8 protein-coding genes are annotated in these 6,000 nt (G+C 61.7%); all 8 read left to right on the top strand.

Annotation, left to right across the window (positions count from 1 at the left end; genetic code table 11):
* The coding region (locus FAA97_RS06470) for a transposase (RefSeq protein ID WP_136597655.1) at positions 1-332 on the top strand (332 nt) is incomplete at its 5' end.
* A gap of 112 nt (positions 333-444) precedes the next feature.
* Positions 445-852, top strand: a complete 408-nt coding sequence (locus FAA97_RS06465) for a phage major tail protein, TP901-1 family (RefSeq protein WP_136597654.1) — start codon at positions 445-447, stop codon at positions 850-852.
* Between the two features lie 7 nt (positions 853-859).
* Complete coding sequence (locus FAA97_RS06460) at positions 860-1,300, top strand: gene transfer agent family protein (protein WP_136597653.1); 441 nt, start codon at positions 860-862, stop codon at positions 1,298-1,300.
* The gene (locus FAA97_RS06455) at positions 1,297-1,491 is read left to right on the top strand and encodes a rcc01693 family protein (RefSeq protein WP_136597652.1); all 195 of its coding nucleotides are present in this window, start codon (positions 1,297-1,299) and stop codon (positions 1,489-1,491) included. Before FAA97_RS06460 ends, FAA97_RS06455 begins: the two co-directional genes overlap by 4 nt.
* Before the next feature lie 440 nt (positions 1,492-1,931).
* Positions 1,932-2,030 carry a phage tail assembly chaperone gene (locus FAA97_RS21430; RefSeq protein ID WP_136597651.1) on the top strand — a complete coding sequence of 33 codons (99 nt, stop codon included), beginning with the start codon at positions 1,932-1,934 and terminating at the stop codon, positions 2,028-2,030.
* A 96-nt stretch (positions 2,031-2,126) separates the two neighbouring features.
* The gene (locus tag FAA97_RS06445; protein ID WP_136597650.1) at positions 2,127-3,632 is read left to right on the top strand and encodes an EF-hand domain-containing protein; all 1,506 of its coding nucleotides are present in this window, start codon (positions 2,127-2,129) and stop codon (positions 3,630-3,632) included.
* A gap of 86 nt (positions 3,633-3,718) precedes the next feature.
* Positions 3,719-4,894, top strand: coding sequence for an AAA family ATPase (locus tag FAA97_RS06440; protein WP_136597649.1), 1,176 nt, complete (start codon positions 3,719-3,721; stop codon positions 4,892-4,894).
* Positions 4,895-5,162: 268 nt separating this feature from the next.
* On the top strand, positions 5,163-5,780 hold the full coding sequence (locus FAA97_RS06435; RefSeq protein WP_136597648.1) for a phage tail tape measure protein: 618 nt from the start codon (positions 5,163-5,165) through the stop codon (positions 5,778-5,780).
* Positions 5,781-6,000 lie beyond the last annotated feature (220 nt).

Genomic DNA, 6,000 nt, shown 5'->3' with positions numbered 1-6,000 from the left:
TGTGCTTTCGCGCCTATGTCGAGCAGCAGTTGGTGCCAGTGCTCAAACCGGGCGACATCGTCATCATGGATAATCTCGGCAGCCACAAGTCGGCGACAATCCGTCAGGCGATCAAAGCCGCCGGTGCGCGCCTCTGGTTCCTGCCGCCATACTCACCCGACCTCAATCCGATCGAACAGGCCTTCTCGAAGATAAAACACTGGATGCGCGATGCACAGAAGCGGACCATCGATGACACCTGGCGCCACATCGGCAGTCTGGTTGACACCATCCAGCCCGCCGAATGTGCCAACTATCTCAGAAATGCAGGATATGGTTCCGTCAAAAGGTGAAACGCTCTAGCCCTCAATCGGGCTAAGCCCTCGATTTTGTAACCTCTCCCACAAGGGGGAGAGGGCGCGCGGCTGAGCAACAGCAACAACAATGCAACAACAGGAGGCGGGCATGGGTGTGCAGCGGGGCAGGGATCTGCTTTTGAAGGTGGAGGATGGCGCGGGGTTTTCGACGGTGGCGGGGCTTCGGGCGCGCAGGCTGTCGTTCAATGCCCAGACGGTGGATGTGACCGACAGCGAGAGCGCCGGGCGCTGGCGCGAGCTTCTGGAGGGGGCGGGCGTGCGCCGGGCGGCCTTGTCCGGCTCCGGCCTGTTTCGCGACCAGGCATCGGACGAGACGCTGAGGGCTGCCTTCTTTTCCGGGGCGATCCTCACCTATCAGGTGGTGATCCCGGATTTCGGCACGGTGACGGCGCCGTTTCAGGTGACGGCGCTGGATTATGCCGGCAATCACGACGGCGAGGTGACCTTCGAGATCGCGCTGGAATCGGCCGGTGCCGTTTCCTTTGCGGGTCTGTGAGGCGGCCATGCGGGGCTATGAACGGGAAACGGCAATGCCGGTGACGATCAACCGCGCCAACCGCCATCGCGGCGAGGTGGAGGCCGTCATCGACGGCGAACGGCGAATCCTGTGCCTGACGCTTGGCGCGCTGGCCGAACTGGAAACGGCCTTCGGTGCGGACAGCCTCAGCGATCTTGCCGCGCGTTTTGCCGGTGGGCGGCTGAAAAGTCTCGATCTCATCCGCATCATCGCCTGCGGGCTTCGCGGCGGCGGCAACCGGCTGTCCGACGAGGACGTGGCGCAGATGGCTGTGGAGGGCGGCGTGGCAGGGGCCGCGGCCGTGGTGGGCGCGCTGCTGACGGTGACCTTTCAACCTGACGGCGCGGACAACGCGGCAGAGACGCGCGCGCCGATGACGGCGGGCACCAGCGCCAAGGGAGGCGAGGAGGCGCGCCCTTTTGCCTGAGCGCATCCGCTGAGGCCGCCCGACCCTTTCCCTGGGAGGAGGCGATGGCGCTGGGGCTTTCTCATCTGCGGCTTTCGCCCGAGGTGTTCTGGGCGCTGACTTTGCCGGAACTGGCCGCGATGGCGGGGGGGAAGCCTGGGGGAATGACGCGCGCGGGGCTGGAGGGCTTGATGCGGCGGTTTCCGGATTGAGGGGGGCTACAGGCCTCCAGCTACTTTGCCGATCTGCCCCGATAATAACCGACGGCGAAGATGACACTCGCTAAAAGAAAGAGCAGACTTCCACTCAGAAAAACCGCGCCTATTGCGACGAAGGCAAGCGGATGCTCTGACGCGGTGATTACCGAATGCCTCAGTTCGAATTCGCCTCGCAGAATGGACAGAACTATCTTGGCCACGAATATTGGGCCAAGCGAAGTCATACCGATGATTGCGGCCCAGATACGGATCCTGTCCAAAGCCGTAGTCCTAGGCTTTTCGTCGTCGCTGAGCATCAATCTGTCCCGTTGTGCGTAATTCGGGCATAGCATCGCCTTCAAGAGTTCATTGCGCAACCTATGGCCGTTAATTACGGCCTTCGCAATGTGTGGTGGCTCAAATGTCATGGTGGCATAACCAGGTTCTGAAATGACTTGATTACCCTGCCAGAATTGGCCGCCATGGCGGGAGGGCCGCGTGGGGGGATGACGCGCGCGGGGCTGGAAGGGCTGATGCGGCGGTATCCGGATTGAGGTGGGGGCGTTTCGATGATCGGAGCGTGACATGGCGACCTTGTAAAATCCTCGAAAACAAGCACAACTAAGAGTGGATTTTTTCAGGGGCGCCTCATGAAGATTGTCATTGCCTTATCTGTTGGATTTTATGTCTTTTCACTCGCTGGCTTTAGCAATGCTATGGTCCAGCCTGCGCTTGAGAACGGATTGGAAATCTCCCCTCTCGAAGCTCGTTTTATTGAAACATACATTGAGCGCGTGATGGCGCCATTCAGGGGGGCGGCGGGAGACGATCAGATCCTGACGCGAGAAGACGTCGAAACATCAGTTCGGCGGAGTGAGGCACAGCAGCGCAGCCGGTATATGATCATGTACTTCAGTGCCGATCTGAACGGTGACCTCAAGGTTACGCGTAGGGAATGGGAACTCGCCTACCGGAAGGGTGACGGCGTCGGCGGGAAGTCTTTCGAAAGATGGGATGCAGACCATGATGGCGAGGTGATCATCAACGAGATTTATAGTTTCGCAACATCTCAAGCGGCAGCAGTCGTGTCATCGGCGAGCCCCGGTCTCGCGAAATTCATGGACTTGGCGGCGGCGCAAGACGGACAGCTGACGGCCCAAGAGCTTGAGACGGCTGCGCGCGTGACATTCCAGAAATATGACACCAACAACAATGGTCAGCTGGAACCCGTTGAGACAAAAGTGCTATTGGACGCTCGTCGAAAATCGGCGGCATCGCAAATGCAAGATGGAACTATTGCTGCCTGCAACGTGCCGAAAGCGGGACCAGAAGAACAGGTCTTGGTGGTGTCTGCGTACGAGGCCGCCGCACTGTCGACAGTAACGGTTGCGGGCCAAGACGAAGTAACCCATACGGCGGAACTGAACATTGAGGCCGGAGAGGCTCCCCTCTTTATTGCCGCCATATCCTACCAGCCGATGATTTGGCGGCTGACGGGTGCGACGGAGCGCGTCTCAAACTTTATTGCAGCAAAAACCGACGGAGTTGTCGGCTTGGCCAAGGACCGCGTGACATTCGTCGATGGACGAAAATGCCTTCGCGCATGGGTCGACCCGGATAAGAAAAACAACGACAAGATCGACTATTTGAAGAGAATGGTTGGCAGTTCTCAGATAGGTCTGGCAGCATCTTACACGATATCGACGGTTCGCCTTCCGTCGGATGCATCGGCTGAGCCGGACTTTAAGCGGCTCCCATCCTCCACTGTCACATTCTCCTGGGGACCATTACGTTCTTCGGACAACACAGCGATCCGATCATTGAAGCAATACCATCGTGGCGGGGTGGTATCGATAGACCCGAAGAGTGTCGTTTCTAGCAGCCCTGCACAGCCATATGACGTGCTTCCTCAGGAGGCTGGTCTGGCTCAGCTACTGGAAGCCGGCAGTCTCGAACAAAGGCCGAAACTTGGGTATGTCATTCGAAGCTCGATGAAGCGGTTTCCGGCTGGACTTCACGGCGCCCATGGTGTGCGGTTCGTCTTAGACCAAGGCGTTGCAATGCCGGACGGAAGCCCCGGGCATTCGAGAGTTCTGACGATGCATCAGGTTCAGAGCATTCGGGATAGGACACTGCGCTCCGTTCCGACGCCATGAGGTCTGTGCAACAAGTCACCTCGAGAGACGGGCAGCCTACCGTGATCTTCCGTGCAAACATGCCGTCCGCATGTTAGAGACCCTCCATGGCGCTGATTACTCTTGCCGTCTCCGGCTATCGCTCGCTTCGCAGTCTCGTGCTCCCGCTTGGACGCCTAACTGTGGTGACGGGTGCGAACGGCAGCGGCAAGTCGAGCCTTTATCGCTCGTTGCGTCTGCTTGCCGATGTCGCTCAGGGGCAGGCGATTGCCTCGCTTGCCGCCGAGGGAGGCCTGCGCTCCACCATGTGGGCGGGAGGCTCGGGCTATTCGACCGCGATGCGCTCCGGGCGTTCGCCGATGCAGGGTAATATCGGCGGCGGTCCCGTTTCGCTCCGCCTCGGCTTCGCGTCTGAGGATTACGGCTACGCGATCGATTTGGGTCTTCCGATTCCCGGTCCGGGCGCCAGTCGGGAGGAAGGGTCGCTGTTCGGGGATGATCCGGTGGTGAAGGCGGAAGCCGTCTGGGTCGGCGAGCGGCTGTCGCGGCACAACGCCATTGCCAAACGGGGCAACACGTCGGTTCTGGTGCAGGACGGGAATGGCCGCCTGCAACCTGTCGTGACCGATCTTGCGCCTTTCGAAAGCATGATGATGCGTGCGGCCGACCCGACCAACGCGGTCGAACTGCTTGTGCTTCGCGAACGCATGCGGGCCTGGCGCTTCTACGACCACTTCCGGATCGATCGTGACGCGCCGGCGCGCATTCCCCGGATCGGCACGCGCACGGTGGCACTCGCATCCGATGGTTCGGATCTGGCGCCCGCCGTCCAGACCATCCGGGAAATCGGCAATGGGCCCGCTTTCGACAAGGCGATCGAGGATGCCTTTCCCGGCACATCGATCGAGATCGATGCAACACATGGATTGTTTCGTCTATCGATGCGCCAGGAGGGGCTTCAACGCCCGCTCGACGCATCCGAACTTTCGGACGGAACCTTGCGATATATCGCACTCGCCGCGGCGCTTCACACACCGCGCCCGCCAGAGCTGATGGTGCTGAACGAACCGGAAGGCAGCCTCCATCCAAGCCTGCTGGAACCGCTCGCACGCATGATCGCTGCGGCGAGCGCGCGCAGTCAGGTCCTCGTCGTCAGCCATGCCGGACCGCTCGTCGATGCGCTCTTTGACCATGGCGCGCAGAGGCTGGCCCTGGAGAAGGACAGCGGCGAAACAGTTGTTGCGGACGTCGATCCTCCCGCATGGGTGTGGCCGGAACGCTGATCCGCATTGAAGGGCGCCTTCCACTCCATCTTTCCGGTTTTGCCGCATTGTCCGACGCGGAAGCAATCACGCCTCGGCTGGAAATGCTCCAGGGCGGCTGACGCACCCAGCTCAGGATCGACCTCTGATGCCTCGCCGCGGCGAGCTTCTGCAAACAACTGCGATTGTTGAAGGGTGTCCGCTTGCCGGGGGTGCATCCTCGGACCGAGCGTTCACCGGCATCTGCCGAACTAGTTCCCCCAAACTCCCCATCCCAAGGAGCCTCCCCATGGCCGACACCGACGATCTTACGCTTGAGGTCGATCTTGACGCGAGCGCCGCGCTTGCCGTGCTCGATGATCTCGAACAGCGGTCGGAGGGGTTTGGCCGGGCGCTGGGGGCTGCCTTGCGGTCGGCGACGACGGGGGGCAAGGGGCTGGAGGATGTGTTGCGCGGGGTTGCGGGGCGGATGACGGATATTGCCTTGTCTGCCGGGTTGAAGCCGCTTGAGAGTTTTGTCGGGGCGCTGGGCAAGGGGCTTTTCGGCACTCTTGCTTCGGGCTTCGGCTCGCTTTCCGGCGCATCCTTCGGGGCGGGCGTGCAGGCCTTCAGCCATGGCGGCGTGCCGGGACGGGTGATGCCCTTTGCCGAGGGCGGCGTGGTGCGGGCGCCGACCTATTTTCCAATGGCGGGCGGCACCGGGCTGATGGGGGAAGCGGGCGCAGAAGCGATCCTGCCTTTGCAGCGCGGGGCAGATGGCGCGCTTGGGGTTGCGGCATCGGGCGGCGGGGCGATAACCGTCAATTTTCAGGTGACGGCGACGGATGCGCAGAGTTTTCAGCGCTCGGAAGCGCAGGTGACGGCGATGCTGGCGCGGTCCGTGGCGCGGGGGCGGCGCGGGCTTTGAGAGGTGTTTGCAAGGGGGTGCGGCCGTCTGTGCGAAAAGGGCGGGCGGTTATCCGGTCTCATGGGAATGCCACTCTTGGGGCTGTTGCATCCGGGGCACCCCCCTCTGGCCTGCCGGCCATCTCCCCCACAAGGGGGGAGAACGGCTGGGTGCCGGTCGCGGTTGCCGACTCCCTCTTCTCCCCGGCGGGGAGACGTGCCGAGCGGATGCGAGGCGATGA

Origin of the sequence: Peteryoungia ipomoeae (assembly GCF_004912165.1) — a bacterium.
Lineage (GTDB): Bacteria > Pseudomonadota > Alphaproteobacteria > Rhizobiales > Rhizobiaceae > Allorhizobium > Allorhizobium ipomoeae.
Note: the sequence above shows the minus strand (reverse complement) of the source record. Positions and strands in the feature narration are given on the sequence as shown.

Bases quoted from the DNA above. Each gene is read 5' to 3' on its own strand.
- FAA97_RS06465 (WP_136597654.1), top strand. From the start codon at position 445: ATGGGTGTGCAGCGGGGCAGGGATCTGCTTTTGAAGGTGGAGGATGGC.
- FAA97_RS06460 (WP_136597653.1), top strand. From the start codon at position 860: ATGCGGGGCTATGAACGGGAAACGGCAATGCCGGTGACGATCAACCGC.
- FAA97_RS06445 (WP_136597650.1), top strand. From the start codon at position 2,127: ATGAAGATTGTCATTGCCTTATCTGTTGGATTTTATGTCTTTTCACTC.
- FAA97_RS06440 (WP_136597649.1), top strand. From the start codon at position 3,719: ATGGCGCTGATTACTCTTGCCGTCTCCGGCTATCGCTCGCTTCGCAGT.
- FAA97_RS06435 (WP_136597648.1), top strand. From the start codon at position 5,163: ATGGCCGACACCGACGATCTTACGCTTGAGGTCGATCTTGACGCGAGC.